The organism is Erwinia aphidicola (assembly GCF_014773485.1).
Taxonomy (GTDB): Bacteria; Pseudomonadota; Gammaproteobacteria; order Enterobacterales; family Enterobacteriaceae; genus Erwinia; species Erwinia aphidicola.
Map to the genome: position 1 here is coordinate 257,971 of NZ_JACXBP010000007.1, position 26,393 is coordinate 284,363.

General features: G+C 56.3%; 26 protein-coding genes, 1 pseudogene and 1 other annotated feature. Of the genes and pseudogenes, 9 read left to right on the forward strand and 18 right to left on the reverse strand.

Translation table 11 applies throughout. From position 1 onward, the window contains the following. Positions 1-121: 121 nt before the first annotated feature. Positions 122-2,500, reverse strand: a complete 2,379-nt coding sequence (gene ppsA, locus ID864_RS18010) for a phosphoenolpyruvate synthase (RefSeq protein ID WP_048916180.1) — start codon at positions 2,498-2,500, stop codon at positions 122-124. 474 nt (positions 2,501-2,974) lie between these two features. Here ppsA and ppsR point away from each other — a divergent pair, with 474 nt between their 5' ends. The 6 genes from ppsR to ID864_RS18040 all read left to right on the forward strand — a co-directional run bounded on the left by ppsR (position 2,975) and on the right by ID864_RS18040 (position 8,794). Next, positions 2,975-3,808 carry a posphoenolpyruvate synthetase regulatory kinase/phosphorylase PpsR gene (gene ppsR, locus ID864_RS18015; protein WP_048916181.1) on the forward strand — a complete coding sequence of 278 codons (834 nt, stop codon included), beginning with the start codon at positions 2,975-2,977 and terminating at the stop codon, positions 3,806-3,808. 149 nt (positions 3,809-3,957) lie between these two features. After that, complete coding sequence (locus ID864_RS18020) at positions 3,958-5,004, forward strand: 3-deoxy-7-phosphoheptulonate synthase (protein WP_191150029.1); 1,047 nt, start codon at positions 3,958-3,960, stop codon at positions 5,002-5,004. Positions 5,005-5,174: 170 nt separating this feature from the next. Then, positions 5,175-6,206, forward strand: a complete 1,032-nt coding sequence (locus ID864_RS18025) for a hemin-degrading factor (RefSeq protein WP_191150030.1) — start codon at positions 5,175-5,177, stop codon at positions 6,204-6,206. Continuing rightward, positions 6,203-7,024, forward strand: a complete 822-nt coding sequence (locus ID864_RS18030) for a heme/hemin ABC transporter substrate-binding protein (protein WP_099754876.1) — start codon at positions 6,203-6,205, stop codon at positions 7,022-7,024. The genes ID864_RS18025 and ID864_RS18030 overlap by 4 nt, the downstream gene beginning before the upstream one ends. Continuing rightward, positions 7,021-8,022: a FecCD family ABC transporter permease gene (locus ID864_RS18035; protein ID WP_133623505.1), complete on the forward strand. Its 1,002-nt coding sequence runs from the start codon at positions 7,021-7,023 to the stop codon at positions 8,020-8,022. The genes ID864_RS18030 and ID864_RS18035 overlap by 4 nt, the downstream gene beginning before the upstream one ends. Continuing rightward, the gene (locus ID864_RS18040; RefSeq protein WP_048916186.1) at positions 8,015-8,794 is read left to right on the forward strand and encodes a heme ABC transporter ATP-binding protein; all 780 of its coding nucleotides are present in this window, start codon (positions 8,015-8,017) and stop codon (positions 8,792-8,794) included. Before ID864_RS18035 ends, ID864_RS18040 begins: the two co-directional genes overlap by 8 nt. On the opposite strand, the gene ID864_RS18045 is transcribed toward ID864_RS18040, so the two are convergent. The 16 genes and pseudogenes from ID864_RS18045 to ID864_RS18120 all read right to left on the reverse strand — a co-directional run bounded on the left by ID864_RS18045 (position 8,791) and on the right by ID864_RS18120 (position 23,175). Then, entirely contained in the window at positions 8,791-10,230 is a 1,440-nt protein-coding gene (locus ID864_RS18045) for a protein adenylyltransferase SelO (protein WP_048916187.1), read from the reverse strand. The two genes, ID864_RS18040 and ID864_RS18045, sit on opposite strands and share 4 nt — an antisense overlap. An 89-nt stretch (positions 10,231-10,319) precedes the next feature. Beyond that, entirely contained in the window at positions 10,320-11,063 is a 744-nt protein-coding gene (locus tag ID864_RS18050) for an EAL domain-containing protein (protein WP_062818279.1), read from the reverse strand. A gap of 367 nt (positions 11,064-11,430) precedes the next feature. Continuing rightward, the gene (locus ID864_RS18055) at positions 11,431-11,889 is read right to left on the reverse strand and encodes an NlpC/P60 family protein (protein ID WP_048916189.1); all 459 of its coding nucleotides are present in this window, start codon (positions 11,887-11,889) and stop codon (positions 11,431-11,433) included. A gap of 73 nt (positions 11,890-11,962) precedes the next feature. Next, complete coding sequence (gene btuD / locus ID864_RS18060) at positions 11,963-12,703, reverse strand: vitamin B12 ABC transporter ATP-binding protein BtuD (protein ID WP_191150031.1); 741 nt, start codon at positions 12,701-12,703, stop codon at positions 11,963-11,965. Further along, complete coding sequence (locus tag ID864_RS18065; protein ID WP_191150032.1) at positions 12,704-13,249, reverse strand: glutathione peroxidase; 546 nt, start codon at positions 13,247-13,249, stop codon at positions 12,704-12,706. A gap of 44 nt (positions 13,250-13,293) precedes the next feature. Then, entirely contained in the window at positions 13,294-14,274 is a 981-nt protein-coding gene (gene btuC, locus ID864_RS18070; protein WP_099754879.1) for a vitamin B12 ABC transporter permease BtuC, read from the reverse strand. An 86-nt stretch (positions 14,275-14,360) separates the two neighbouring features. Beyond that, positions 14,361-14,783: a DUF2502 domain-containing protein gene (locus tag ID864_RS18075; protein WP_191150033.1), complete on the reverse strand. Its 423-nt coding sequence runs from the start codon at positions 14,781-14,783 to the stop codon at positions 14,361-14,363. Between the two features lie 215 nt (positions 14,784-14,998). Further along, positions 14,999-15,298, reverse strand: coding sequence for an integration host factor subunit alpha (ihfA, locus tag ID864_RS18080; protein ID WP_017802142.1), 300 nt, complete (start codon positions 15,296-15,298; stop codon positions 14,999-15,001). Between the two features lie 4 nt (positions 15,299-15,302). Further along, positions 15,303-17,690 carry a phenylalanine--tRNA ligase subunit beta gene (pheT, locus tag ID864_RS18085; RefSeq protein ID WP_191150034.1) on the reverse strand — a complete coding sequence of 796 codons (2,388 nt, stop codon included), beginning with the start codon at positions 17,688-17,690 and terminating at the stop codon, positions 15,303-15,305. A 15-nt stretch (positions 17,691-17,705) separates the two neighbouring features. Continuing rightward, positions 17,706-18,689 (reverse strand): phenylalanine--tRNA ligase subunit alpha, encoded by a 984-nt coding sequence (gene pheS, locus ID864_RS18090; protein WP_048916196.1) that lies wholly within the window; start codon positions 18,687-18,689, stop codon positions 17,706-17,708. Between the two features lie 88 nt (positions 18,690-18,777). Further along, positions 18,778-18,903: a sequence feature (Phe leader region), on the reverse strand. After that, positions 18,853-18,894, reverse strand: a pseudogene (gene pheM / locus ID864_RS18095) (pheST operon leader peptide PheM). Its footprint overlaps the feature before it by 42 nt. Positions 18,904-19,007: 104 nt before the next feature. Then, on the reverse strand, positions 19,008-19,364 hold the full coding sequence (gene rplT / locus ID864_RS18100; protein WP_048916197.1) for a 50S ribosomal protein L20: 357 nt from the start codon (positions 19,362-19,364) through the stop codon (positions 19,008-19,010). A 40-nt stretch (positions 19,365-19,404) separates the two neighbouring features. Further along, entirely contained in the window at positions 19,405-19,602 is a 198-nt protein-coding gene (gene rpmI, locus ID864_RS18105) for a 50S ribosomal protein L35 (protein ID WP_005968897.1), read from the reverse strand. A gap of 93 nt (positions 19,603-19,695) precedes the next feature. Continuing rightward, positions 19,696-20,247, reverse strand: a complete 552-nt coding sequence (infC, locus tag ID864_RS18110; RefSeq protein ID WP_099754375.1) for a translation initiation factor IF-3 — start codon at positions 20,245-20,247, stop codon at positions 19,696-19,698. A gap of 3 nt (positions 20,248-20,250) precedes the next feature. Next, positions 20,251-22,179, reverse strand: a complete 1,929-nt coding sequence (thrS, locus tag ID864_RS18115) for a threonine--tRNA ligase (protein WP_048916199.1) — start codon at positions 22,177-22,179, stop codon at positions 20,251-20,253. A gap of 240 nt (positions 22,180-22,419) precedes the next feature. Next, positions 22,420-23,175 (reverse strand): DUF481 domain-containing protein, encoded by a 756-nt coding sequence (locus tag ID864_RS18120; RefSeq protein ID WP_048916211.1) that lies wholly within the window; start codon positions 23,173-23,175, stop codon positions 22,420-22,422. 445 nt (positions 23,176-23,620) lie between these two features. Between ID864_RS18120 and ghoS the strand changes: the two genes are divergently transcribed. Both ghoS and ID864_RS18130 read left to right on the forward strand, forming a co-directional pair. Next, a complete protein-coding gene (gene ghoS / locus ID864_RS18125) occupies positions 23,621-23,914 on the forward strand; it encodes a type V toxin-antitoxin system endoribonuclease antitoxin GhoS (RefSeq protein ID WP_191150035.1) in 294 nt (97 codons plus the stop codon). A 99-nt stretch (positions 23,915-24,013) separates the two neighbouring features. Continuing rightward, complete coding sequence (locus ID864_RS18130) at positions 24,014-24,907, forward strand: fructosamine kinase family protein (RefSeq protein WP_048916213.1); 894 nt, start codon at positions 24,014-24,016, stop codon at positions 24,905-24,907. 39 nt (positions 24,908-24,946) lie between these two features. Here the strand turns inward: ID864_RS18130 and ID864_RS18135 are convergent, their stop codons facing one another. Further along, the gene (locus ID864_RS18135; protein ID WP_048916214.1) at positions 24,947-25,486 is read right to left on the reverse strand and encodes a YniB family protein; all 540 of its coding nucleotides are present in this window, start codon (positions 25,484-25,486) and stop codon (positions 24,947-24,949) included. A 171-nt stretch (positions 25,487-25,657) separates the two neighbouring features. Between ID864_RS18135 and hxpB the strand changes: the two genes are divergently transcribed. After that, entirely contained in the window at positions 25,658-26,329 is a 672-nt protein-coding gene (gene hxpB / locus ID864_RS18140; RefSeq protein WP_048916215.1) for a hexitol phosphatase HxpB, read from the forward strand. Positions 26,330-26,393 lie beyond the last annotated feature (64 nt).

A 26,393-nucleotide genomic window follows, 5' to 3' on the forward strand; every position in this document is an offset into this window, starting at 1 on the left:
GTCAGCCGGAGGGTGTTCGCACAACTTATGTCGTGGTCGACCATTTTTGGTCGACCAGCGAGTGATTATTGCAGCGGTCTGACCGCAAAAGTGGGTCAGCCGCGACTGATGAAGGCGGTGATTACTTCTTCAACTCGGCCAGGCTCAGCCAGGTCTGCACCACGGTGTCCGGGTTCAGTGACAGGCTGTCGATGCCCTCTTCCATCAGCCACGCCGCGAAGTCTTCGTGGTCTGAAGGCCCCTGACCGCAGATGCCGACGTATTTTCCCTGCTTCTTCGCGGCGCGGATCGCCATCGAGAGCAGCGCTTTCACCGCATCGTTACGCTCGTCAAACAGCTCGGATACTACGCCAGAGTCGCGATCCAGCCCCAGCGCCAGCTGCGTCATATCGTTAGAGCCGATTGAGAAGCCGTCAAAATATTGCAGGAACTCGTCGGCCAGCAGCGCATTCGACGGGATTTCACACATCATGATAATCTTCAGCCCATTCTCCCCGCGCTTCAGACCCTGACGCTCCAGCTCTTCCACCACCGCTTTCGCCTGCGCCACGGTACGGACAAACGGCACCATCACTTCGACATTGGTCAGCCCCATATCATTGCGCACGCGCTTCATCGCCGCGCACTCCAGCGCGAAACAGTCACGGAAGCTGTCGGCCACATAGCGCCCGGCACCGCGGAAGCCAAGCATCGGGTTCTCTTCTTCCGGCTCGTAGCGCTCGCCGCCCACCAAGTTGGCATACTCGTTGGTTTTAAAGTCCGACAGGCGCACAATCACGCGCTTCGGCGCAAAAGCGGCACCCAGCGTGGCAATCCCTTCCGTCAGGCGGGCGATGTAGAACTCTACCGGGTCATCGAACCCTTTCATCAGCGCGCGGATCTGCTGCTGCAGCTCCGGCGTCTGCTGGTCGAACTCCAGCAGTGCTTTCGGGTGCACGCCGATCATCCGGTTGATGATGAACTCCAGGCGCGCTAAACCTACGCCTTCGTTCGGCAGGCAGGCGAAGTCAAATGCCCGGTCAGGGTTACCGACGTTCATCATGATCTTCAGCGGCAGCGATGGCATCTCGTCAACCTGCGAGCTCTTCACTTCAAAGTCCAGCAGATCGTTGTACACGTAGCCGGTATCGCCTTCCGCACAGGAGACGGTCACTTTATTACCATCTTTAAGAATATCAGTGGCGTTACCGCAGCCAACCACCGCCGGGATACCCAGCTCGCGGGCGATAATCGCCGCGTGGCAGGTTCGGCCGCCGCGGTTAGTGACAATCGCTGACGCCTTCTTCATGATCGGCTCCCAGTCCGGGTCGGTCATGTCCGTCACCAGCACATCGCCTTTCTCAATGCGGTTCATTTCGCTGATGTCGTGGATCACTTTGACTTCACCGGCACCAATGCGGTGACCGATAGCACGGCCTTCAACCACTACGTTGCCTTTACCCTGCAGGGTGTAGCGCTCCATCACCGAGCCATTGGAACGCACGGTTTCCGGGCGCGCCTGTACGATAAACAGCTTGCCGGTGTGTCCATCCTTCGCCCACTCAATATCCATCGGGCGCTGGTAGTGCTTCTCAATCTGCACCGCCTGCGCCGCCAGCGCTTCGACTTCGCTATCCGTCAGCGAGAAGCGGTCACGCTCCGCTTCCGGCACGTCCTCGATTCTCACCTGCTCACCGTGCTCCTGCGAGTCGGCGTAAACCATGCGGATCTTTTTCGACCCCATATTACGGCGCACAATCGCCGGGCGGCCGGCGGCCAGCGTGGGTTTGTGCACGTAGAATTCGTCCGGGTTAACCGCGCCCTGCACCACCATCTCACCCAGACCCAGCGCGGAGGTAATAAACACCACCTGGTCAAAGCCGGATTCAGTGTCAATGGTGAACATCACACCAGAGGATGCGAGGTCAGAACGCACCATGCGCTGCACGCCCGCCGAGAGCGCCACGCCGCGATGGTCGTAACCCTGATGCACACGGTAAGAGATGGCACGGTCGTTAAACAGGGAGGCATAAACATGCTTCACCGCCACCAGCACCGCGTCGTAACCCTGTACGTTGAGGAAGGTTTCCTGCTGACCCGCGAACGATGCATCGGGCATATCTTCCGCAGTGGCCGAAGAGCGCACGGCGAATGACGCTTCGGCGTCATCGGCAGAGAGCTGGTTGTACGCTTCGTGAATCGCCTGCTCAAGCTGCGGCGTAAATGGCGTTTCAACTATCCACTGACGGATCTGTTTACCCGCTTTAGCCAGCTCATCAACGTCATCAATATTGGTCTTATCCAGCAGATCGTAGATACGCTGATTGACGCCGCTCTGATCGAGAAACAGGTTGAACGCTTCTGAGGTTGTCGCAAAGCCGTTAGGCACTGACACGCCTAATGACGACAAATTAGTAATCATTTCACCCAGAGAGGCATTTTTGCCTCCCACCCGATCCACATCGTTCATGCCAAGCTGGTTATACCAGAGCACAAGCGGCAATTCGCCTTTATTGGACATTGAAGCAATCCTTGTAAGATTTAATTAGGAATATTAGGGACACAGCATTGCTTCATGAGACTGGCACAGTTAAGCCGGATTGATAAAGTGTTGAATCGTTCAAGCAGCTGAAAAAAATCTTTTTAAGAATACTCCGCGTGAGAAAACAGCGTTGCGCAACGGATAAAATAATAATAAACATTATTTTTCAGTGCGTTATGTATTTTTAATGCATGCAGGGGGAAAAATTCTTTGCGCAACAGAAAACGATTCCTTATTAGAATGATTCTAATGAAAAGGGCGGTAAAAACGCATAATGGATAGAAACGATATTTCATTTTAGGCTGAAAGAGGCGAATGGTCTGATTTTATAAAAATAAAAAGTTCAAATCATCATAAAATGGATTTTTTATTTTATTTCGCGAGCTTTATCACGATTTGCATTATTCAGGCAGATTAATTTAGTCTGCTTAACCCCCCGAACGCGGAGAGAAAATGGACGTGAACGCCGAACGCAGTGTTTTTTATATTTCAGACGGCACGGCAATCACTGCCGAAGTGCTGGGCCACGCGGTACTGTCACAGTTCCCGGTGATCGCTAATAGCGTTACCCTGCCCTTTGTTGAGACCGTGCAGCGTGCTCAGGCAGTGAAAGCCCAAATCAATGCCATTTACCAGCAAAGCGGCGTGCGCCCGCTGGTGTTTATCTCAATTGTCACGCCCGCCATCCGCGAGATTATTTTGCAAAGCGACGGTTTCTGTCAGGACATTGTGCAGTCGCTGGTGGCCCCGCTGCAGCAGGAGTTGGGTGTGGATCCCGCCCCAGTCGCCAACCGCACCCACGGTCTGACCGCCAACAACCTCGGTAAATACGATGCCCGTATCGCCGCCATTGATTACACCCTGGCGCACGATGACGGTATTTCACTGCGCGGGCTGGAAGATGCGCAGGTGATCCTGCTCGGCGTCTCACGCTGCGGGAAAACGCCCACCAGCCTCTATCTGGCGATGCAGTTTGGCGTGCGCGCCGCTAACTATCCGTTTATCGCCGACGATATGGATAACCTTAAGCTGCCCCCGGCGCTGAAGCCTTTTCAAAATAAGCTGTTTGGCCTGACTATCGACCCGGAACGCCTTGCCGCAATACGCCAGGAGCGCGCCGAAAATACCCGCTATGCCTCTATGCGCCAGTGCCGCCTTGAAGTCGGTGAGGTGGAAGCCCTGTTCCGCACCCATCAGATCCGCTACCTCAACAGCACTAACTATTCGGTGGAGGAGATTGCGACTAAGATCCTCGATATCATGGGATTAACGCGGCGCATGTACTGATTTTTGCAGCTCTGACGCACCGGGCAGGGTCTTGATTTCACGATTCCCCTGCTGTTTTACGGTTGAAATCATCACGGTTTGGTTTATGGTGAACGCCATTACTTCCCGGCATTCCTGCCGTTGTGAAGACAAAGATTTAGAGAACTTTGATGAACAGAACAGATGAACTGCGAACCGCGCGCATCGACAGCCTGATTACGCCTGCCGATCTGCAGGATAACCTGCCGATCACCGCGGCGATTGCCGACAACGTGACAGCGTCACGCAAACGCATTGCGCGCATTTTGAATGGTGAAGACCCGCGCCTGCTGGTGGTGATTGGCCCCTGCTCGCTGCACGACCCGCATGCGGCGCTGGAGTATGCCGGGCGCCTCAACGCGCTGCGCGAGAAGCATCACTCGCGCCTTGAGATTGTTATGCGCGCCTATTTTGAGAAACCGCGTACCGTGGTGGGCTGGAAAGGCCTGATCTCCGATCCCGATCTTGACGGTAGCTTCCGAATCAACCACGGCCTGGCGGTGGCGCGTAAGCTGCTGCTGGATATCAATGCGCTCGGCATGCCGACCGCAACGGAATTCCTCGATATGGTGATCGGCCAGTATATTGCCGACCTGATCAGCTGGGGGGCTATCGGCGCGCGCACCACCGAAAGCCAGATCCACCGCGAAATGGCCTCGGCGCTCTCCTGCCCGGTTGGCTTCAAGAACGGCACCGACGGCAATACGCGCATTGCGGTGGACGCCATTCGTGCCGCCCGCGTCAGCCACATGTTCCTCTCGCCGGACAAACGCGGCCAGATGACCATCTATCAGACCAGCGGCAACCCCTCCGGTCACGTCATCATGCGCGGCGGAAAGGTGCCGAACTATCACGCTGCGGATATCGCAGCAGCGGCGGCCAGCCTGCGTGAATTCAACCTGCCCGAACAGCTGGTTATCGACTTCAGCCACGGCAACTGCCTGAAGCAGCACCGCCGCCAGAAGGAGGTCGCCGCCGATGTTGCGCAGCAGATCCGCAGCGGCTCGCGCGCCGTGGCTGGCGTAATGATTGAGAGCTTCCTGCAGGAAGGCACGCAAAAAGTTACGCCGGACACACCGCTGGTGTATGGCCAGTCCATTACCGATCCCTGCCTTGGCTGGGACGACAGCGCTGAAGTTCTGCAGCTGCTGGCAGACGCGGTCGACAGCCGCTTCTGACCGACTGAATAGCCAATAAGGCTGCTCCCACGGGGCAGCCTTTTTCTTTTGTGCCACCGTCTTGAATCAGGCTCATTTTCTGCTTGCGCGCCGCCGCCATTTATTGATAATGATTATCATTCTGATAAACAACGCCCTTGACGTTTACCTGCCTGATGAGGACACAGCACATGACCGCGCACTATCCCCGTTACTACCAGCTAAAACAGCAGCACCCGAAGAAATATGCGCGCGATCTGGCCGCTATGATGGATATCAGTGAAGCGGAGCTGACCAACGCGCGCGTCGGCCACCAGGCGCAGCCGCTGCGCCCGGCGATGGCGGAACTGCTGCACGCGCTGGCAGCCGTAGGGGAAACCAAATGCATTACGCGCAATGACTATGCGGTGCACGAGCAGCTGGGTACTTTCAGCAATATTCAGATCGGTGCCCACGCCGGTATTGTGCTCAACCCGCGTGCGCTCGACCTGCGCGTGTTCGTCAACCAGTGGGCCAGCGTCTTTCACCTGCAGGAGATGACCGGGCATGGCGAACGACAGAGCATCCAGTTCTTCGATCGGCAGGGTGACGCAGTGCTGAAAGTTTACGCCACCGATAACACCGATATGGGCGCCTGGCAGCAGCTGCTGAAGGATTATCACAGCGAACCGACCTCAGCGTTCAGCGTAGAACCGGCTGTGGCTGCGGCCAGCGCCAGTGAATTTGATGCTGAGCTGCTGGAGAGCGAATGGCGCGCGATGACCGACGTCCACCAGTTCTTCCGCCTGCTGAAAAAACACAGTGTCACGCGTCAACAGGCGTTTCGCGCGGTAAGCCACGATTTGGCGCAGCAGGTCAGCAATAGCTCGCTGGCCGCGCTGTTGGAAACGGTGCGTCAGGATGCTAACGAGATCATGATTTTTGTCAGCAACCGGGCCTGCACGCAGATCTTTACCGGCAGAATTGAGAAGCTGATGCCGATGCACAACTGGCTGAACATCTTCAATCCGGCCTTTACCCTGCACCTGCAGGAACAGCTGATTGCCGAAAGCTGGATCACCCGTAAACCTACCGCCGATGGCATCGTCACCAGCCTTGAACTGTTTGCCGCTGACGGCACGCAGATTGCCCAACTCTACGGCCAGCGCAGCGAAGGTCAGCCGGAACAAACGCGCTGGCGGGAACAGCTGGCTACCCTCAGCGCTGAGGACGCCACCGTATGAAATTCCGACTGATTGCCCTGCTGGCCCTGCCGCTGGCCTTTTCTGCCGCCGCCGCGCAGCGTATCGTCAGTATCGGCGGTGATGTTACGCAGATTATCTACGCGCTGGATGCCCAACAGGAGCTGGTGGCTCGCGACAGCACCAGCCTGCATCCGGCGGTCGCCACAAAGCTGCCTGATGTCGGATATATGCGCATGCTGAACGCCGAAGGGATCCTGGCGCTGAAGCCGACGCTGGTGATCGCCAGCGAACTGGCTAAACCGGCGCTGGCATTGCAGCAGGTGGAACAGAACGGCGTCAAAGTGGTGGATGTGACCGGCAAAAATGATATCTCCGCCATCAACGAGAAAATCCAGACCATTGCCGCCGCGCTGCACCGCGAGGAGCAGGGAGCGCTGTTGCAAAAGAGAGTGCGCAGCCAGCTGGCAAAAGTGCCTGCGCAACACCTTCCGGTTAAGGTGCTGTTTATTCTGGCCCATCAGGGCATGGGAGCAATGGCTGCAGGCAGCGGGACGTCGGCTGACGGCGCAATCCGTGCCGCCGGGCTGCAAAACGCCATGGCCAGCATACAGCGCTATCAGCCGCTGTCGCAGGAGGGGGTCGTTGCCAGCGCACCGCAGCTGATCGTCGTAACCGTCGACGGTATCCGTACCCTTGGCGGCGAGGAAAATCTGTGGAAGCTGCCCGGCATCGCGCTGACGCCGGCCGCGAAAAACCGACAGCTGCTGGTCGTCGACGATATGGCCCTGCTCGGCTTTGGCATTGACACTCCGGCGGCGATCCTCAAACTGCGTCAGGCTGCGGAAGCCGTGCAATGATGTCAGTGCGCCACCTGCGCTGGCTCGGCGTATTGCTGCTGTCGCTGATGCTGCTCGGCATCGGCGCCGCTAACATCGGCGCGATGCATCTGTCGCTGCCGATGCTGTGGCATGCGGGCAGCGACAGCAGCCTGTGGCAGATCTGGTTCAGCATCCGTCTGCCGCGCGTGCTGCTGGCGGTTATCGTCGGCGGCGCGCTGGCGCTCTCTGGCTGCGTGATGCAGGGTCTGTTCCGTAATCCGCTGGCCGATCCCGGCCTGCTGGGGATTAGCAGCGGCGCGGCGCTGGCGGTTGCGCTCTCTATTGTGATGTCATTTTCCCTGCCCGGCGTGCTGACGCTCTATCTGCCGCTGCTGGCGGCCTTTATCGGCAGCATGGCAGTGACGCTGATCATTTTTCTGCTCAGCCGCCAGGGCGTCAGCGGGTTAAGTCGCCTGCTGCTGGTGGGGATTGCGATCAATGCGCTGTGCGGCGCGGCGGTCGGGGTGCTCTCATGGATGAGCAATGACCAGCAGCTGCGCCAGCTGTCGCTGTGGGGTATGGGCAGCCTGGGGCAGGCGCAGTGGCCCACGGTGCTGGTTTGTGCCTCGGTAGTGCTGCCGTGCATGGTGCTGGTTCAGCGCCTCGCACGGCGCCTTAATCTGCTGCAGCTGGGTGAAGAAGAGGCGCACTATCTGGGCGTTGACGTGCCGCGCACTCAGCGCTATCTGCTGGTGCTCAGCGCACTGCTGGTGGCGGCCGCCGTGGCGGTCAGCGGGGTGATTGGCTTTATTGGCCTGGTGATGCCGCACCTGATGCGTTACTGCCTGGGCGGCGATCATCGTTGGCTGCTGCCCTCCTCCCTGCTAAGCGGGGCTATCCTGCTGCTGCTGGCAGATACGCTGGCGCGCACGCTGGTGGCCCCGGCGGAAATGCCGGTCGGGCTACTGACCAGCCTGATCGGTGGCCCGTGGTTTCTGTGGCTGATCCTGCGCCGCCGAGGAGGGCTCAATGGCTGAAGCATTGACCGCGGAGGCACTGAGCTATCAGCTCGGGCAGCGCTGGCTGATTGAAGAGGTGTCGCTGACGCTGCATCCGGGCGAGCTGGTCTCCCTTATCGGCCCGAACGGCGCGGGGAAATCGACGCTGCTGCGGCTGCTCACCGGCTTCCTGACGCCGCAGCAGGGTATTTGCACGCTGAAGGGTGAGCCGCTGGCGCACTGGTCTCCGGCACGGCTGTCGCAGCAGCGGGCGGTGATGCGCCAGCAGAGCACTATGGCCTTTCCGCTTAGCGTGGAGGAGGTAGTCGCAATGGGGCGCGCGCCGTGGCCGGGCAAACCGCTGAAAGCAGTGGTGGAGCAGGTGATGGCGCTGACCGGCTGCGACGGCCTGGCGCAGCGCGACTATCTGCAGCTTTCCGGCGGAGAACAGCAGCGGGTACAGCTGGCCCGGGCGCTGGCGCAGCTGTGGCAGCATAACGGCCCGCGCGGCTGGTTGTTCCTCGATGAACCCACCTCCGCGCTGGATCTCTACCATCAGCAGCACCTGCTGCGCCTGCTCTACCAGCTCACGCGCCAGCATCCGCTCAGCGTCTGCTGCGTGCTGCACGATCTCAACCTGGCGTCACTGTGGTCGGATCGCGTGCTGCTGCTGGCGGATGGACATCTGGTCGCGCAGGGCACGCCAACAGAGGTTCTGAAGGAAGAGACGCTGAGGCGCTGGTATCAGGCCGATGTGATGGTGCACCCGCATCTGAGCGAAGGGGTGCCCCAGGTATCGCTGCGCCGTTAGCTTGAGCAGCTCACTTCCAGTTTTTTGCCCCAGTCAGGTGGGCGGCGCGCCAGGTCAGCAAACTCCGGCGCGTCGTCAAACGGCTGTGATAGCGCCCGATGCAGGCGTGCCAGAACGCTGATATCGTCCTGCTCCGCCTGTTCTATCGCCTGCTGCGCCAGATAGTTACGCAGCACCATCGCCGGATTAGCCTGCTTCATCGCCTGCTGGCGCTGCTCATCGCTGCACTCTTCCTGTAACAGACGCTGGCGCCAGACGTTGTACCAGCTGTCGAACGCCTCACGATCGATAAATTCATCGCGCAGCGGGGAGCGTGACTGCTGCTGTTCGCTGCTGCTCAACAGACGGAAAGTGCGCGTATAGTCGCTGCCCTCTTTGGTCATCAGCGACAGCAGCCCGGTAAGAATATTGTTATCCTCTTTGCTGCGCGTCAGCAGCCCAAGCTTCGCACGCATTTTCTCACCCCAGGCGCGCATCAGCTCCGGTTCATAGCCCGCCAGCGCCTGTTTCAGCTGCCCGGCGCTCATCAGACCGGAGAGCGCGTGCGCCAGGCGATTCAGGTTCCACAGCCCTACCATCGGCTGATTCTCAAAGCTGTAGCGCCCCTGGTGGTCCGAATGATTACAGATAAACTCCGGCTGATAGTCATCGAGGAAGCCATACGGCCCATAATCCAGCGTCAGGCCGAGGATCGACATATTGTCGGTATTCATCACCCCGTGGGCAAAGCCCACGCTCTGCCAGCCAGCAATCAGGCGCGCGGTGCGCTGCACCACATCGCTAAACCACAGCAGATATTTATCGGCTTCCTGCTGCAGATGCGGCCAGTGATGGCGGATTGCGTAGTCGGCGAGCTGTGTGACTTTTTCCTGCTGCCCAAGGTAGTAAAAGTGTTCGAAATGGCCAAAGCGCAGGTGGCTTTCCGCCACGCGCAGCAGCATGGCTCCGGGTTCGGTGGTTTCGCGATAGACCGGTTCATCGCTGGTCACCACCGTTAACGCGCGCGAAGTCGGAATACCCAGGTGGTGCATTGCCTCAGAAGCGAGAAACTCGCGCAGAGTGGAGCGCAGCACCGCACGGCCATCGCCCATGCGCGAATAGGGCGTCAGCCCCGCCCCTTTCAGATGCCAGTCGAATTTGCGTCCGTCATCCAGCTGCTGCTCACCCAGCAGCAGCCCACGCCCGTCGCCGAGCTGCCCTGCCCAGACGCCGAACTGATGGCCGCTATAGACCTGTGCCAGCGGCTGCATTCCGGGCATCAGCTTTTCACCGCTCCATAAACCTGGGTTATCTGGGGTAAACAGCGCTGCCTCCAGCCCCAGCTCCTGCGCCAGCTGCGCGCTGTGGTACAGCAGGCGCGGATTTTTTAACGGCGTTGGGTTTAATGCGGTGTAGCAACCGCTCAGCTCGTGAAACCAGGTGTTATTGAAATGCATGACGCCTCCGAAGCGCGGCCAGGAAGATCCCCGACAACGCTGTCAGTGTAAAGCGCGCGGCGGCGGCTAAACACAGAGGATTAGCAGGGTTATTGCAGCACGGGCTGCTGCAGTAAGTATGGCGGGTCCACCAAATGGCTCAACCCCTCTTCATCTACCGGGGGGAACAGCGCGCTCTGGATACCGTCGAAGGCAAAGTGGCGAATGCTTTGCAAGCCGCTGATATCGTCAACGCCCTGCACCACCACGGCGTGACAGTGCGGTTTGATATGGTCGAGAATTGCGCTGATAAAGGGTGGAAAAGAGCCGCGTTTAATATTGTGCTGAATAAATCCCCGGTCCAGCTTAATGCGATAGAAAAGATTGTCAAAAACGGCTTTTGACGTGGCTTTTCCAGCACCATAATTATTCAGACTTAAGTGAAAATGTTGACTCAATCCCTGCAGGCAGAGATTGTTTTTACCCCCAGCGATATCTGGAAAACTTTCACTAATTTCCAGTTCAATACAATCCAGCTGGTTCATTTTTTTAATCAGAAAGTCACTTGCGAGGATGGTTTCTGCCAGTCGCTCATCAATATTTATAGCCACATTTATATTATGGCTACTAAAGAAAGCGTAATGCTTCTCAATAATATTAATCTGATCCTGCAATAGCAGGACGCGTTGATGTTCATTTAACTGTGGTATCAAAATCTCCTGCGGGATGACCACGTTGGCCTGCGCATGAGCAAAGTGTGTCAACATTTCAACAGCAGCCAGCTGCCCGCCGGGCCGGTAAACCGGGCAGAATGCTGTAAAAGTTTTATAATCCGCTTCCAGATGGATTTTCATTTTATTCGCCATTATTAAGCGACACTCACCGCATCCGAGATCAACAAATCAGGCCAGGCCATTGAGCTCTGAGTCAGTTGCCATACAGAAATTCAGCTGTGGTGTGCTTATGCCTCTAATCCAGATCGTTACGCTAACACAAAACTGACATAATTCATCTAGTCAGAATCATTAGCCTGCTGATAGTTAATATCCTCTGCTGTTTTTGTTTACGCAGGCTTTACTAAAATATTGGTTAAGTGTCAGCGCAAGAAAGACTTAAGGTAAATTGATCGGAGGGATATTTTTTAATCGCCCTGGCATTAATTATGGCAGCCTAAATCAAATGCTGCATAAGGCAGCACGATGAAAAAAAGGCCAGCAATAATTAAATACGACGCGCCTGCCAGAACACCTTACGCCAGTAAACGTTATCCAGCGACGAGCGGGTTACCCCCTGACTGGTAGAGGCGTGAATAAACTGGTTATCGGTATCATAGATACCAACATGCAAACCGTTCTCGCCGCTGCCGGTTTTAAAAAACACCAGGTCGCCGGGCAGCAGCTCATCTTTAGAGATACGGGTGCCGATATCGGTCTGGGCAGCGGTGGTGCGGGGTAATTGCAGATTAAAGCGCTCGCGGAAGGTCAGATAAACAAAGCCGGAACAGTCAACGCCACGCGGGCTCATCCCGCCATAGCGGTAAGGCGCACCGCGCCATTTGCCAAGCTGATCGTTGAGCTGTGCAATCACGGTAATGGAGTCGGAAAGACGGCTGTTGGGCACAGGGGCATGACTGCTGCAGCCTGCCAGAATAACAACAATTAGAACTAGCCAGTAGCGCATCACGGATCCCCTTCCCTGCAAACCAGTTTAATGTAGCGGTAAAATACCCTTAATGGCAACTTATGCCCTGTCGTCAGCGCAGCGTGGTCAACATCTGCCGCCCTTCCACTTCAAGCAGGCGAAACGGAACCTGGTACAGGGCGCTGAGATTGGCCGCTGTCAGCACCTCCTGCGCGCGGCCGACCAGCGCGCTCTGCCCCGGGCGCAATAGCCACACCCGGTCGGCAAAATGCAGCGAATGGTTGAGGTCGTGGCTGCTCATCACCACCGCGACACCGCGCGCGCTAGAGGCAGAAATGAGGTCATCGAATGCCGCCTGCTGAGCGATATCCAGTCCGGTCAGCGGCTCATCGAGCAGCAGCAGCTTGCCTTCAGACTGGCTGAGCTGCAGCAGTACGGCGGCCAGCCGCACGCGCTGCCACTCTCCGCCGGAGAGCTGATGCAGCGCGCGCTGAAGTTTGTCGGCCAGCTGGAGCTTCTCTGCCAGCGCCAGTAGCACGCTGCTGCTCTCTTCCAGAGTTTGCTGCGCGTGCATGCGCAGATAGTGCCAGACCGGCATCTGTCCCGGCGGCGGCTGTTGCTGCGCCAGGTAAGCCCGCTGGCGTGCCAGCGCAGCGCCGTGCCAGTCGCTTAGCCGCTGCCCGGCAAAGCGAATCTCGCCCGCCGTGCTGAGCATACCAGCCAGGGCAGCCAGCAGAGAGCTTTTACCGGCACCGTTGGGGCCAACCAGGTGAATCACCTGTCCTGCCGCTACCTGCGCGCTAAATGGGGTCAGGCGCCCGGCAAGCGCAGCGCCTGAAATCTCCAGCAGCATCTATTTTGTCAGAGCCTGGTTAATGGCGGCAGTCAACGTCGGATCGTTCGGCTCCATATCCGGTGAGAAACGCGCAATAACCTGACCATCACGGCCAATCAGGAATTTTTCAAAATTCCACAGAATATCACCGGCCTGCCTGGGCGCGCGGCCTTTGCTCTCCATACGCTCGAGGAAACCACTGCCTTCAGGGCGTTGCGCCACCGGCTGTGCGGCCACCAGCTGATGGTAAAGCGGGTGGCGCTGCGGGCCATTGACCTCGATCTTGCTGAACATCGGGAAGGTGACGCCATAAGTGGTACTGCAGAAGGTTTTGATCTCCTCCTCACTGCCCGGCTCCTGCTCCAGAAACGCATTACAGGGGAAGCCCAGCACGGTCAGTCCACTGGCATGCAGCGTCTTTTGCAGATTCTCCAGCTGCTCGTACTGCGGCGTCAGGCCGCATTTTGAAGCAACGTTCACCACCAGCAGTACATCACCCTGCCACTGGGCCAGCGTGGTTTTCTCACCGTCGAGCGTGATCAGTTCTGTATCAAAGATGCTCATAGCGTTTTTCCTGTTTCAATGAGGAGACAACAGCCGTATGGCTGTTAACGGTTGCTCAATAATAGCCAGATAAATACCGGCGCGCCCAGCGTGGCGGTGACAACGCCAATCGGCAGCTCGGCCGAGGTGAGCGCTACGCGCGCAATAATATCCGCCGCCAGCAGCACGCCAGCTCCGGCCAGCGCACAGCCGGGCAGCAGAATACGATGATCGCTCAGCCCATTGAGCCGCAGAATATGCGGGATCACCAGGCCGACAAAGCCTATCGCGCCCGCCAGCGCCACGCTGACACCGACCAGCCAGCCGATAGCCATTACCAGCAGGTTACGCCACAGCACCAGCGGCAGCCCGAGCTGGCGGGCAGAAACCTCCCCCAGCGCCAGCAGGTTCAATACCCGCGCCCGGCCGCTTAACCACAGCAGCACCGGCATTAATGCCAGCATCAGCCAGCCATAGCGCCAGTCAACGCCGCTAAAGCCACCCATCATCCAGTACATCAGCTGGCGCAGATCGAGATTACTGCTGAAATAGACGGCCCAGGTCATCAGGGCACTACAGATTATCCCCAGCGCCACGCCGGCCAGCAGCAGTCGGCTGGTCGACAGCTGACGTCGTGCCAGGCGCAGCAGGATGAGGGTGACCAGCAATGCACCGCAGATGGCGGCCAGGCTCATCATCCACGGACTGTTGCTGCCGGTGAAAATGCACAGCACCAGCCCGACGCCGGCACCACCGGATACGCCGAGCAGGCCCGGCTCTGCCAGCGGATTAGTAAACAGCGCCTGCATGGCTGCGCCGGCCACCGCCAGTGCGGCACCAACCAGCATGACCGCCAGCGAGCGCGGCAGGCGCAGCTGCCAGACAAACAGCTGACCATCAGGCGTTAACCACTGCGTTGGCGCTATCCAGCGTTCACCCGCACACAGGCTGATAATAAGCAGGATCAGACAGAACAGCAGCAGTCCGCTCAGCCAGACTGTTGCCCGGCGTTGCGCAGCCGATATCTGTTGAGAGAGCAGAGTCATAGCCGACGTTTTATAGGGAAAACAGGGGTTTGATTGTAGAGGTAAATCAGCAAAAAGAAAGAGCCAGCTTGGCTGGCTCTTGATGATTAGTGACGGTCACCCTGCTGTGGCGGCCGCGGCTGATGAGCGCGATCTCCGCCCTGCGGTCTGCCGTTGTGGTGCGGTGGCGCACTGTGGTGTGGCTGCGGACGATGCTGCGGCGGTCGCGGGGGGGCATGGTGATACACCGGCCGCGGCGGCGGTGGCGGCCTGCGCACGGGAGGATGACGCTGCCAGCCGCGACCATTCCAGTAGTCACCGCGCGGACCTCGCTCGCCCCAGTGGCGGTTCTGGTGGTCGTGCCACCAGCGCGGCGCTCGCCAGTCATATCCGTCCCAGTAGTAACCGCGCGTATCGCGGTCCCCTAAATGAATGCTGACGCCCGGCGAGCGGATATCAATGCCAACGGCAGCTTCGGCCATCAGCGGCGCGCCTGCCAGCAGGCACAGTAACAATACGATTTTTTTCATCAGGCTGACCTCCCGTCATGTCATGGCAGTGTTATAGCAATTGCTTATGAAGATCACTATCAGCCCGGGATGATTTACCGTTTACTTTCTAATAACTTACGCAGGCTTAACAGTATGGAGGGATTGTGAAGAGTATAATCAGGGGTTTTGCCCTAATCGACTAAAACAGACAGTAAGGAAAAAGGCCGCTTGCGCGGCCTTTTGAATGGCGGAAATCAGTCTTCTTTCGGCGAGGCGTTCTCTACCCGGCTTTTAAGTTTCTGTCCCGGTCGAAACGTCACAACCCGGCGAGCCGTAATGGGAATATCTTCACCCGTTTTGGGGTTACGTCCCGGACGTTGATTTTTGTCGCGAAGGTCGAAGTTGCCAAATCCTGACAGTTTGACCTGTTCACCGTTCTCCAAAGCACGACGCACTTCTTCAAAAAACAGTTCTACCAGCTCTTTGGCATCCCGCTTGCTAAGCCCGAGCTTCTCAAACAGGTATTCAGACATTTCAGCTTTTGTAAGCGCCATAGGTTCAATCCCTCAAGGATGCTTGGAATCGCTCTTTCAGTGCCTCTACGCATTTTGCAACGGTAGCGGCAATCTCCTCTTCTTCGAGTGTCCGGCTGGTATCTTGCAAAATCAGGCTGATAGCGAGGCTCTTAAAACCATCATTTACGCCCTTACCACGGTACACGTCAAACAAGTTTACGCCAACTACCTGATTTACGCCAACTTTCTTACACTCTGCGATGATATCTGCTGCTGGCACGTTTTCTGCCACCACCACGGCGATATCTCGGCGGTTCGCCGGGAAGCGTGAAATGCTGCTGGCGTCAGGCAGGACGCGGTCTGCAACCTTGTCCCACAGCAGTTCGAACACCACCGTACGGCCGTTAAGATCCAGTTTACGTTCAAGTTCCGGATGCACCACACCGATGAATCCGATGTGTTCGCCGCGTAAAATAATTTGTGCGCTCTGCCCTGGATGCAGTGCCGGATTAGCCGCTGCCACAAACTGAATCTCGTCCAGCTTGCCAGTTAACTCCAGTACAGATTCCAAATCACCTTTCAAATCATAGAAGTCTACTGCGTTACGCGCCAGATCCCAGTGTTCTTCATTGCGATGCCCGCTGATAACACCCGCCAGCATAACATCCTGACGGATGCCGAGGTTTGCCTGAGTATCAGGGACAAAGCGCAGCCCGCTCTCAAACAGACGTACGCGTGACTGCTGACGATTCTGGTTATACGCCACCGCACCCAGCAGACCACTCCACAGCGACAGACGCATTGCAGACATCTCTACCGAGATTGGGCTAGGCAGCACCAGGTTCTCTTCACCCGGGTGCAGCAGCGCCTGAATTTTGGGGTCAACGAAGCTGTAAGTGATGGCTTCCTGATAGCCTTTATCCACCAGCAGCGCCTTAACACGCTTCAGGGAGAGATTAGCTTCGCGGTGTTTGGTCATCACCAGACCCGCCTGTACCGGCACGTCCGGAATGTTGTCGTAGCCATAAACGCGGGCCACTTCTTCCACCAGATCTTCTTCGATAGCGAGATCGAAACGCCAGCCTGGCGCTACCGCCTGCCACTGACCGTTTCCTTCCGTCACTTCGCAACCGAGGCGACGCAGAATATCACTCACTTCCGCATCGGCAATCACGTGGCCAATCAGGCGGTCCAACTTTTCACGACGCAGCGTAATGGTCGCACGCTGTGGCAAGGCTGACTCGGTCGTCACATCGATGACCGGGCCAGCTTCACCACCGCAAATTTCCAGCAGCAGCGCGGTAGCGCGTTCGATAGCTTTATGCTGCAGAGCCGGATCCACGCCACGCTCATAGCGGTGAGACGCATCGGTATGCAGGCCGTGACGGCGTGCGCGGCCGGTAATGGAGAGCGGGCTGAAGAAGGCACACTCGAACAGTACGTTCTGAGTCTCTTCATTTACGCCAGAGTGTTCACCGCCAAAAATCCCGCCCATGGCCAGCGCTTTGCTGTGGTCAGCAATCACCAGCGTGTCGCCTTTCAGGGTGGCTTCATTGCCGTCCAACAGGGTCAGCTTCTCACCCTCTTCCGCCAGGCGCACTACGATGCCACCGTCAATGCGGTCAAGGTCAAAGGCGTGCATCGGCTGGCCGAGCTCAAGTAAAACATAATTGGTGATATCCACCACCGGATCGATAGAGCGGATGCCGCAGCGGCGCAGTTTTTCTTTCATCCACAGCGGGGTAGCGGCTTTGACGTTGATACCTTTCACCACCCGACCGAGGTAGCGCGGGCAGGCTTCTGGCGCATCAACACGAATTGGCAAGGTATCCGCCAGCGTGGCGGCAACCGGGGCGATTTCGGGAGCGTTCAACGGCAGCTTATTGAGCACGGCCACGTCACGCGCCACGCCGATAATGCTCAGGCAGTCGGCACGGTTTGGCGTGACGCTGATCTCAATCGTGTTGTCATCCAGCTGCAGATATTCGCGGATGTCGGTGCCAACGGTGGCATCCAGCGGCAGTTCAATGATGCCGTCGTGATCGTCGGAAATACCCAGCTCGGAGAACGAGCACAGCATACCTTCAGAAGGCTCACCGCGCAGCTTAGCCGCTTTAATTTTGAAATCACCCGGCAGCACTGCGCCTACGGTTGCCACGGCCACTTTCAGCCCCTGGCGGCAGTTAGCTGCGCCACAGACGATATCCAGCAGGCGATCGCCGCCGACGTTAATTTTGGTCACGCGCAGCTTGTCGGCATTCGGGTGCTGACCGCACTCGACCACTTCGCCCACGACTACACCGTGAAAAGCACCGGCAACGGCTTCAACGCCGTCTACTTCCAGGCCTGCCATAGTGATTTGATCGGACAGGGCTGCACTGTCGATGGCCGGGTTGACCCATTCACGTAACCAGAGTTCACTGAATTTCATTGGTTTTACCCGCCCTTATTTAAACTGTTTGAGGAAACGTAAATCATTTTCGAAGAAGGCACGCAGGTCTGTCACGCCATAGCGCAGCATGGTCAGGCGTTCCATCCCCATACCAAAGGCGAAGCCTGAGTAAACTTCCGGGTCAATGCCAACATTGCGCAGTACGTTCGGGTGCACCATGCCACAGCCCAGCACTTCCAGCCACTTGCCGTTCTTACCCATCACATCCACTTCAGCGGACGGTTCGGTGAACGGGAAGTAGGAAGGACGGAAGCGTACCTGAAGGTCAGCTTCAAAGAAGTTGTTCAGGAAGTCGTGCAGCGTGCCCTTCAGATTGGTGAAGCTGATGCCCTTATCGACAATCAATCCTTCCATCTGGTGGAACATTGGGGTGTGAGTCTGATCGTAATCGTTACGATAGACGCGGCCCGGGGCAATAATGCGGATAGGTGGCTGCTGATCTTTCATGGTGCGGATCTGCACGCCAGAAGTCTGGGTACGTAGCAGGCGGGTGGCATCAAACCAGAAGGTATCGTGATCCGCACGCGCCGGGTGGTGCCCGGGAATATTCAGCGCATCGAAGTTGTGATAGTCATCTTCAATTTCCGGACCGGTTGCCACGGAGAAGCCCAGCTCACCGAAGAAGGTCTCGATGCGGTCTATGGTGCGCGTTACCGGATGCAGACCGCCGTTCTCAATGCGGCGGCCCGGCAGCGAGACATCAATCGTCTCCTGCGCCAGGCGGGCATTCATCACGGCGGACTCCAGCGAATTCTTCTGCGCGTTAAGCGCCTCCTGAACCTGCTGCTTTGCTTCGTTAATCACTGCACCCGCCGCCGGACGGTCTTCCGCTGGCAGTTCACGCAGGGTTGTCATCTGGAGCGTTAGATGCCCTTTTTTACCCAGGTATTCGACGCGAACGTTATCTAACGCGGCGACATCCTGAGCATCATTGATAGCGGCTTTCGCGCTCGCCACCAGGTCTGCGAGATGTGACATGCTTTCCTCTTCTTCCAGCCACCGTGGCCGGTCTGTTATTTGTCAGGACGAGTAGCCGCCCAATAGTCGATGTGTTTCGAGCGCTAAAACGAAAAAAGCCTCCACGAGGGAGGCTTTCAGCGCGATTTTTCGTTTCTTTTCTTTGCGCAAAAGCCCCCGATAGTCAGGCGCTAAAGTAAAAAAAGAAACGGAAAATAGCATTCATGGTGGCGTTACCTTGTTGCGGTTAAGACGGCTCTATTGAAATCTTAACAGGCAGAAAAGTCAATCTTTTCAGACAATAAAAAAGAGGGAGACAAGCTCCCTCTTCCAACTGGCTTACGCCAGAGCTGTTTTCGCTTTTTCTACCAGAGCAGCAAATACTGCTTTGTCGAATACGGCGATGTCAGCCAGAATCTTACGGTCGATTTCGATCGAAGCCTTTTTCAGGCCATTGATGAAACGGCTGTAAGACATACCGTTAGTGCGGGCTGCTGCGTTGATACGCGCAATCCACAGCTGACGGAACTGACGCTTACGCTGACGACGGTCACGGTAAGCATACTGACCAGCTTTAATTACAGCCTGGAAGGCAACGCGGTAAACACGTGAACGTGCACCGTAATAGCCTTTAGCTTGTTTTAAGATTTTCTTGTGACGTGCGCGAGCAACTACACCACGTTTTACACGAGCCATTTAGCTCTCCTGTTTAATATTCTGTTAAAAAAAAATTTACTTATGCGTACGGCAGGCAGGCAATAACCAGACCCAGATCGCCTTTAGACACCATGCCTTTCGGACGCAGGTGGCGTTTACGCTTAGTAGATTTTTTAGTCAGAATATGACGCAGGTTAGCGTGTTTACGCTTGAAGCCGCCACCGGCGGTCTTCTTGAAGCGCTTGGCCGCGCCACGTACAGTTTTAATCTTTGGCATTTGAAAAAATATCCACTTCGCATTGTTAATAAAATGAACCAGACAGGCGAATCTCACCGCGCACCGAAGCGCGCGGCAGGATTACTTTAGGGCCTACTGCCTCTTCTTGGGAGCGAGCACCATAATCATCTGACGACCTTCGATCCTTGTAGGGAACGATTCGACCACTGCCAGATCAATATCTTCACACAGATCTTTACGGACGCGGTTAAGCACTTCCATACCGATCTGCTGGTGCGCCATCTCACGACCGCGGAAACGCAGTGTGATCTTGGCTTTATCGCCATCTTCCAGAAAGCGAATCAGGTTGCGTAGTTTTACCTGATAGTCGCCATCATCGGTACCAGGACGGAATTTAATTTCCTTAACCTGGATAACTTTTTGCTTTTTCTTCTGTTCCTTAGAAGATTTGCTTTTTTCATAAAGGAACTTGCCGTAGTCCATAACACGACAAACGGGCGGTTCGGCGTTAGGGCTGATCTCGACAAGATCAACACCTGCTTCTGCAGCTTTTTCTAAAGCTTCATCCAGACTGACAATACCAATCTGTTCGCCATCGACGCCTGTCAGACGAACCTCAGTGGCGCGAATTTCTCTGTTAATGCGATTAGGACGCGCCGGTTGAACTCGTTTTCCGCCTTTAATACTTTATTCCTCCAATTGATGAAGATTGCGACTGCGGATTTCATCCTGCAGCTTCGCGATCACTTCGTTTACGTCCATGCTTCCCAGGTCTTTACCGCGGCGGGTGCGAACGGCCACTTTGCCAGCTTCCACCTCTTTATCACCACAGACCAACATGTAAGGGACACGACGTAAAGTATGCTCGCGGATTTTAAAGCCAATCTTCTCGTTTCTCAAGTCCGCTTTTGCACGAATGCCCGCATTCTGCAATTTTCGGGTCAATTCTGCAACATATTCGGACTGGCCATCGGTGATATTCATCACCACAACTTGTAGTGGAGCAAGCCAGGTCGGGAAGAAACCGGCATATTCTTCGGTTAAAATCCCGATAAAGCGCTCCATGGACCCCAGGATTGCGCGGTGAATCATCACCGGAACCTGACGTTCATTACTTTCACCCACATACGAGGCGCTCAGGCGGCCCGGCAGCGAGAAGTCCAGCTGCACAGTACCACACTGCCATGCACGGTCGAGACAATCATGCAGGGTAAATTCAATTTTAGGACCGTAGAAAGCGCCCTCGCCCGGCTGATATTCGAACGGAATATTGTTCTCTTTCAGCGCGGCTGCCAGGTCCGCTTCTGAGCGGTCCCACAGGTCGTCGGTGCCGATACGCTTCTCTGGACGCGTAGAGAGTTTCACCACGATCTTTTCAAAGCCGAAGGTGCTGTACATGTCGTACACCATCTTAATGCAGCTGTTGACCTCGTCGCGCACCTGCTCTTCAGTACAGAAGATATGGGCATCATCCTGAGTAAAGCCGCGTACGCGCATCAGGCCGTGCAGTGCACCCGACGGCTCATTACGGTGACAGCTACCGAACTCCGCCATGCGCAGGGGTAAATCACGGTATGATTTTAGACCCTGATTGAAAATCTGCACGTGGCCTGGGCAGTTCATCGGCTTAATGCAGTATTCACGGTTTTCTGAAGAGGTGGTAAACATCGCCTCTTTGTAGTTTTCCCAGTGGCCGGTTTTTTCCCACAGCACGCGGTCCATCATGAACGGACCTTTCACTTCCTGGTAGTCATACTCTTTCAGCTTGGTGCGGACAAACACTTCCAGCTCGCGGAAGATAGTCCAGCCGTCGTTGTGCCAGAACACCATGCCAGGCGCCTCTTCCTGCATATGATACAGGTCGAGCTGCTTACCGATTTTACGGTGGTCGCGCTTCGCCGCTTCTTCCAGACGCAGCAAATAGGCAGCCAGCTGCTTTTTGTCGGCCCAGGCGGTGCCGTAAATACGCTGCAACATTTTATTGTTGCTGTCGCCACGCCAGTAAGCGCCAGAAATTTTCTGCAGCTTAAAGTGGTGGCAGAAACGCATATTCGGCACGTGCGGACCACGGCACATGTCGACATACTCTTCGTGATGATACAGGCCAGGACGGTCGTCACGGCTGATATTTTCATCAAGGATGGTCATTTTGTAAGTTTCGTCGCGCGCAGCAAAAGCGTCACGCGCTTCCTGCCAGCTCACTTTCTGCTTAACAACGTCGTAATTGGTCTCTGCCAGCTGGTGCATGCGCTTTTCCAGCAGGTCGATATCTTCCTGGGTCAGCGTGCGGTCAAGGTCAACGTCGTAGTAGAAACCGTTGTCGATAACCGGGCCGATAGCCATTTTGGTATCCGGCCACAGCTGTTTAATCGCGTGCCCCAACAGGTGCGCACAGGAGTGACGAATAATTTCCAGACCGGCTTCGTCTTTAGCGGTGATGATCGCCACGTTGGCATCTTCGGTGATCGGATCAACCGCATCCACCAGTTCGCCATTCACACGGCCGGCAATACAGGCTTTCGCCAGGCCAGGACCGATGTCGAGGGCAATATCCATCACGCTGACGGCGTGGTCAAAAGAGCGCTGGCTTCCATCAGGAAGAGTAATTACAGGCATGAAACATCCTTAATTGCAGTGGTAACCCACACGTAAGATTACATGCAAACATAGTTTGAGAGTTCCGGGCTGGCAGGCTATCTGACCCACATTGTCGGATTGCCGCCGCCCTTGATAGCTGCGCAATACACAGCAAGGCAAGCATAATAACATCTTTAGGATCAGAGAGAAACCGTGCAGGGAGAGGCTGACAGAATAAGGCAGGGATGACGGGCCGCCCGCAGGCAGCCCGGAAAGCAATTACATCGCGTAAGAGAGCGTGATGGTGGTTTTGGTATCGGTATGATCGGGCGCTGACTCCGGTGGATTCTGGTTCCAGGTCACGTTGTAAGCCATCTTCAGGGCGAAGTGTTCGTTGATCGCCACCTGCAGACCGGTTTCGGAGTTGACGGTAGTATCATCGCTACCCAGTACGGAAACACCCTGAACAAACTTGGTGGTGTCCGTCAGCTGCCACTGATAGCTCAGTGCGCCGTAGGCCAGAGCCTGAGTTTCATGACCACCTTCATGGTAGTCGTCGTAACGCACACCCGGACCGGCTTCCACACGCAGCGAGTGCACCGGACCGTTCAGCAGCTGGCGACCATAACCGGCAGCAAGAATAGAACGACCGTCGTAACCGTTGAAGCGGTCACTTAACCAGCTCGCCTGGCCGAACAGGTAGTCAGCGCTGTTGATGTTATAACGCGTACGGCCACCGACCTGATAGGTCTCTGATGAACGCTCATCGTTAGAAGAGGTGTTGCTGGCGTTGCCCCACAGGCTGTAAGCAAAACTTGGGGTATACCACGTCATGTTGGTATTCGCCGTTGCGGAAGAACTGGTGGTGTTACCGGACTGTGCCATGTAACCCGCAGCCGCGTTACCTTCAAAATCTTTCTTCGCTGTAGAAGGGTCATCCATAACCGTGAAGACGTTGTTATCCGCCAGGGCTTGTTGACACAGTGCTCCCCCGGAGAGCAGAAGAACTACAGACAGCTTGTTAAGCGCTTTCATTTAAATGTGACCCGTACGACAGTTTTAAAAAGAGGGAGTCTGAAGCGTTTTGAGGGACGATCAACGCAATTTACGGTAATAATCGTAAGAAATTGTTAATCCGCTCTTTTTCCACAGCATCAGGCCCAAACTCCCCTTCGAATAGGAATATTCCCATTAACGGCGCGCATTATAATGGGTTAGTGATGAAAAAACACCTGGCTGTAAATAAGATTTATCTTTAGCCAGGCGCGATTTTATCGCCCTGCAGCCGGTATATGTAAGTAAATATTAATTCCAGCCTACGCCCTTCCGCTGCGCCGCCAGCGGCTTTACGTCTTCTTAACGCAAAACGCGCAGAAAAGAGATCCGCCCTCGGCTTTGCTACCGCCCGCGCATGAATTCAGCGCGCTGACAGCGGCAGTGAACTACGATTGAGGGGCCATTTATTACATTGAGGTAAACCATGAATAGCCAATCCGTTGAACAGTTTGTTGTCACCTTTCGCTACCAGGAAAAAGGGCTCTCTGACCTGCTGGAGTTGAACAGCGCCCTGCTCAGTGCCGGGTTCAGCACCACGCTCAACGACAGCCAGGGCCAACCACACGAGTTAGGCACCAATAGCTTCGGCATTACCAGCGCGATGGCGCCGGAAGAGATCGCGCAGCAGGCGCGCAGCGCGGGAGAACTGGTGCTCGGTGATACACCGGAGGTGGACGTTCAGCGCTGGGAGGAGTTTCAGCAGCAGCTTAAAAGCTAACTTTCTGTAAATATGATGCAATGCCGTGCGCCAATGGGTATTTTGGTTATTCTTTAAGCGTTATCATCGTCGAATCACAGCGAAAAAGAGGAGTGTCCTATGTGGTCAGCCATCGGTCGTCTGTTGAGTGAGCAACTGGGTCCGGCAGAAATTAACGGACGCAGTGAGTTGCCGGGCGGTGAGGTTCATTCAGCCTGGCTGCTGCAATACGGTGAGCACCAGGTGTTTGTCAAATGTAACCAGCGCGAGATGCTCGATCTCTTCAGCTGGGAAGCGGATCAGCTCCAGCTGCTGGCGCGTACCCACACGGTGCGCGTGCCGGAAGTGTACGGCGTTGGCAGCGACCGCGATACCAGCTTTCTGCTGCTGGAATACATCAAGCCAACGCCGCTAAATGCCGATTCTGCTTTCCAGCTTGGCGTACAGCTGGCCCATCTTCACCAGTGGAGTGAACAGCCGCAGTTTGGGCTGGACTTCGACAATAATATTACCACCTCTCCTCAGCCCAACAGCTGGCTGAAACGCTGGTCGGTGTTCTTTGCTGAACAGCGCATCGGCTGGCAGCTGCAGCTCGCCGCTGAAAAAGGTATTCAGTATGGGGATATCGAGCTGATTGTGCACTGCGCGCAGACGGCCCTCGACGCCCATCACCCGCAGCCGTCGCTACTGCACGGCGATCTGTGGCCGGCGAACTGCGCGGGGAGTGACAGTGGTCCCTGGCTATTTGATCCAGCCTGCTACTGGGGCGATCGTGAGTGTGACTTGGCCATGCTACCGTGGTTCAGTCAGCTGCCGGGGCAGATCTTCGAGGGTTATCAGTCGGTGTGGCCGCTACCTTGCGGCTTCTCACAGCGTCAGCCGATTTATCAGCTCTACTATCTGCTGAACCGCGCCAATGTCTTCGGCGGCAGCTGGCTTGGAGAGGCACAGCGTGCGGTAGGCACCCTGTTAGATGTGGACGATTTGGCTAAACAGCACGCGCGTCCGGCCTGAGATAAGCCCGGGCGGGGCACCTTCCCCCGCCCGCGATCCTCAGTAGATAAACCCGGCCAGCTTCAGCACGAAGTAACCCGCTACGGCGATGATAATCGGCAGGACGTACAGCGGGAATATTTGCAGGAAAATAGTGTGGCGCGGCACCACAATCCTCTCTTCCAGCTGCGCACGCGTGTGCCCTTCAGTACCGCGCGCGTTTTCCAGAATCAGCTGATCCTCAATCCCTTCACGCAGAAAGCGCGACTGGCGCCACATGCGCGCGCCGGAAGCCTGCAAAGCAAGGCCGACAAAAATCAGCACGTAGATAACCCAGAACAGCACGTTGCTGCCGTGATTAAAATCCGGTACCGGTGAGTTATTCCAGAAGCTGGAAAGAAAACCGGTGTTAAAACGGATCATCTCAATCATCACATGGGCGAAATCCTGCATCACCGCATTAATGCCCTCGCGCTTTTCCCGGCTTTTTTCCAGAAAACCCAGCAGGGAAATCAGCGTTGAGATCAGCGCGGGAATAAAGATAACCCAGCCCGCGACCCGCTTGATCACCGCCACTCTGCCAGCCTGTTGATAAGTCATGCCTTCTCCTGTCCATACGATGTCTGCGTGTCAGTCTACATTGAGTCGGCAAAAAGCGCCTGTAAAATGCGGTCAGCGCAGCAGGTTCTCCGCTTAACGCCGCTGCGATGTTAATTTTTTCAGCAACGCCTTCATGCTAAGGTGATGCAAACTGTCAAATGGAGCCGCAGAATGTCTTATCAACGCCCCGTACACGCCGCCATCTTTGATATGGATGGCCTGCTGATTGATTCAGAACCGCTATGGCACCAGGCCGAGCTGGACATCTTCAATACCCTTGATGTTGACCTCAGCCGCCGTAAAGAGCTGCCCGATGCGCTCGGCCTGCGTATCGATCAGGTGGTGCGCATGTGGTACGAAACCCTGCCGTGGAGCGGCCCTTCCCAGGCGGAAGTGACGCAGCGAGTGATTGCCCGGGCGCTGAGCCTGGTCGAGGAGAGCCGTCCGCTGCTGCCGGGCGTTGAGCATGCGTTAAAGCTGTGCCAGGCCGAGGGGCTGAAGATCGGCCTGGCCTCCGCTTCTCCGCTGTTTATGCTGGAGCGCGTGCTGGAGATGTTCAACCTGCGCGACTATTTTGAAGTGCTGGCCTCGGCGGAATCTCTGCCCTACAGCAAACCGCACCCGCAGGTTTACCTTGATGCCGCCGCCCGGCTTGGCGTCGACCCACTGAACTGCGTTACGCTGGAAGACTCCTTTAACGGCATGATCGCCACTAAAGCCGCACGTATGCGCTCTATCGTGGTGCCTGACGCCAGCCACGCCGAAGATGCACGCTGGGCGCTGGCGGAGGTCAAGCTCAGCAGCCTGCAGCAGCTTACCCCCGCTCATCTGCACGGTCGTTAAACCTGACAAGGTGCTGCCTGTGCAGCACCTCTCAATAAAAATAAAACAACGTTTCATTTTTATT

Coding starts and splice junctions, on each gene's coding strand:
- ID864_RS18035 (WP_133623505.1), top strand. CDS start 7,021: ATGATGTCAGTGCGCCACCTGCGCTGGCTCGGCGTATTGCTGCTGTCG.
- ppsR (WP_048916181.1), top strand. CDS start 2,975: ATGGACGTGAACGCCGAACGCAGTGTTTTTTATATTTCAGACGGCACG.
- btuD (WP_191150031.1), bottom strand. CDS start 12,703: ATGCTGCTGGAGATTTCAGGCGCTGCGCTTGCCGGGCGCCTGACCCCA.
- ppsA (WP_048916180.1), bottom strand. CDS start 2,500: ATGTCCAATAAAGGCGAATTGCCGCTTGTGCTCTGGTATAACCAGCTT.
- ID864_RS18020 (WP_191150029.1), top strand. CDS start 3,958: ATGAACAGAACAGATGAACTGCGAACCGCGCGCATCGACAGCCTGATT.
- ID864_RS18030 (WP_099754876.1), top strand. CDS start 6,203: ATGAAATTCCGACTGATTGCCCTGCTGGCCCTGCCGCTGGCCTTTTCT.
- ID864_RS18050 (WP_062818279.1), bottom strand. CDS start 11,063: ATGAAAATCCATCTGGAAGCGGATTATAAAACTTTTACAGCATTCTGC.
- btuC (WP_099754879.1), bottom strand. CDS start 14,274: ATGACTCTGCTCTCTCAACAGATATCGGCTGCGCAACGCCGGGCAACA.
- rpmI (WP_005968897.1), bottom strand. CDS start 19,602: ATGCCAAAGATTAAAACTGTACGTGGCGCGGCCAAGCGCTTCAAGAAG.
- hxpB (WP_048916215.1), top strand. CDS start 25,658: ATGTCTTATCAACGCCCCGTACACGCCGCCATCTTTGATATGGATGGC.
- ID864_RS18025 (WP_191150030.1), top strand. CDS start 5,175: ATGACCGCGCACTATCCCCGTTACTACCAGCTAAAACAGCAGCACCCG.
- pheS (WP_048916196.1), bottom strand. CDS start 18,689: ATGTCACATCTCGCAGACCTGGTGGCGAGCGCGAAAGCCGCTATCAAT.
- pheT (WP_191150034.1), bottom strand. CDS start 17,690: ATGAAATTCAGTGAACTCTGGTTACGTGAATGGGTCAACCCGGCCATC.
- ihfA (WP_017802142.1), bottom strand. CDS start 15,298: ATGGCGCTTACAAAAGCTGAAATGTCTGAATACCTGTTTGAGAAGCTC.
- rplT (WP_048916197.1), bottom strand. CDS start 19,364: ATGGCTCGTGTAAAACGTGGTGTAGTTGCTCGCGCACGTCACAAGAAA.
- ghoS (WP_191150035.1), top strand. CDS start 23,621: ATGAATAGCCAATCCGTTGAACAGTTTGTTGTCACCTTTCGCTACCAG.
- ID864_RS18040 (WP_048916186.1), top strand. CDS start 8,015: ATGGCTGAAGCATTGACCGCGGAGGCACTGAGCTATCAGCTCGGGCAG.
- ID864_RS18120 (WP_048916211.1), bottom strand. CDS start 23,175: ATGAAAGCGCTTAACAAGCTGTCTGTAGTTCTTCTGCTCTCCGGGGGA.
- thrS (WP_048916199.1), bottom strand. CDS start 22,179: ATGCCTGTAATTACTCTTCCTGATGGAAGCCAGCGCTCTTTTGACCAC.
- ID864_RS18135 (WP_048916214.1), bottom strand. CDS start 25,486: ATGACTTATCAACAGGCTGGCAGAGTGGCGGTGATCAAGCGGGTCGCG.
- ID864_RS18045 (WP_048916187.1), bottom strand. CDS start 10,230: ATGCATTTCAATAACACCTGGTTTCACGAGCTGAGCGGTTGCTACACC.
- ID864_RS18065 (WP_191150032.1), bottom strand. CDS start 13,249: ATGAGCATCTTTGATACAGAACTGATCACGCTCGACGGTGAGAAAACC.
- ID864_RS18130 (WP_048916213.1), top strand. CDS start 24,014: ATGTGGTCAGCCATCGGTCGTCTGTTGAGTGAGCAACTGGGTCCGGCA.
- ID864_RS18055 (WP_048916189.1), bottom strand. CDS start 11,889: ATGCGCTACTGGCTAGTTCTAATTGTTGTTATTCTGGCAGGCTGCAGC.
- ID864_RS18075 (WP_191150033.1), bottom strand. CDS start 14,783: ATGAAAAAAATCGTATTGTTACTGTGCCTGCTGGCAGGCGCGCCGCTG.